Annotated in this window: 1 protein-coding gene and 1 other annotated feature; the gene reads left to right on the top strand. The window is 26.7% G+C overall.

The window, feature by feature from the left end; all coding sequences use genetic code 11:
* A partial coding sequence (locus NG918_RS16625) for a magnesium transporter MgtE N-terminal domain-containing protein (protein ID WP_252227144.1) occupies positions 1 to 1,071 on the top strand: 1,071 nt, incomplete at its 5' end.
* A gap of 79 nt (positions 1,072 to 1,150) precedes the next feature.
* Positions 1,151 to 1,393 (top strand) — a binding site (T-box leader). This feature is flagged as partial in the annotation.

Raw genomic sequence — 1,393 nt, 5'->3', positions numbered from 1 at the left:
ATAGAATTTTTAGATGATAATGGAAATGTAAAAATAAAAACAAGAGGAAGCAAAGAAATACTTCCAATGACTTATACTTATCTTCTTTCAAAAAATTTGTTGGATAAAAAAATAGTAGATATAAATGGCAAACAAGTAGTACGAGTTAATGATTTGAGAATTGCTGAAATAGCAGGAGAATATAGAGTTGTGGCAGTTGAAACAGGACCTCTAGCAAGATATAGAAGATTGAATATTGCAGGACTTGCTAAATGTGTATATAAAGTCTTAGGTAAAGATTATGAAGATAAAGTTTTAATGTGGGAAGATGTTGAATCATTGGAAATGGTTGATAATAATTTAAAATTAGTATTACCATATCAAAAATTATCTACACTTCATCCAGCTGACCTTGCAGATATATTAGAAGATTTAGATGCAAGATCGAGAAAGCAAATATTTGAATCATTAGATGAGGATTTAGCAGCAGATACATTAGAAGAAATAGACCCTGAATATAAGGGGAGTATAATTAAGGATTTATCAGAAACTAAAGCTGCTGAGTTGTTAGAAAATATGGCTAATGATGAAATTGCTGATTTATTAGATGATTTAGATGAAGAAGAAAGAGAAAAAATATTAATAAATTTAGAAAAAGAAGATGCAAAAGAAGTTAAAGAATTACTAGAATATGAAGATGAAACTGTTGGTAGTATTATGAGTAAAGAATTTATATCATTAAACTTAGATATAACAATTTCTGATGCATTAGATATACTTAAAGAAATGCAGCCTGATGAAGAAGTTATGTATTATATATATATAACAAATGAAGAAGACAAGATTGAAGGAATGATTTCTTTAAGAGATTTAATAATAAATGATAGCAGTAAAAAAATAAAAGATATAATGGATGAAACTGTTTCTCGTGTAAAACATGATGATGAAATAAATGAAGCAATAGAAGTAGCAGCTAAATATGATTTAGTTACTGTACCAGTAGTTGATGATGAAGATAGACTGGTGGGAATAGTAATAATACATGATTTGATAGATGAATTTTTATTTCCTTTCTGGAAAAAGAAAAATTAAATAAATTTCAAAAATTATATTGACTTTTTTTTGAAATAACATATAATGAAATTATAAAAGCATATCAATTTACTCAGAATTAAAAACTGTGAAAAAGTAAAGTAGCATAAAGGAAAGTTTACAGAGAGAAAAGAATTAGCTGAAATTTTTTTATCAAGAATTTATGTGAAGTGCACTTTGGAGTTGAAATCTGAATTAAGCATTTAAATGTTTATAGTAAGATTTTTCGGGATCACCCGTTATAGTGATAATGCATAAATTTGTGCTAAATTTGAAGAGGAATTAAATTTTTAATTTAATTCAATTAGAGTGGAACCGCGGA

The organism is Clostridium sp. ZBS2, assembly GCF_023845855.1.
GTDB lineage: Bacteria > Bacillota > Clostridia > Clostridiales > Clostridiaceae > Clostridium > Clostridium aquiflavi.
The sequence above is the reverse complement of the archived record's forward strand: the minus strand, read 5'-3'. Positions and strand labels throughout refer to the sequence as shown.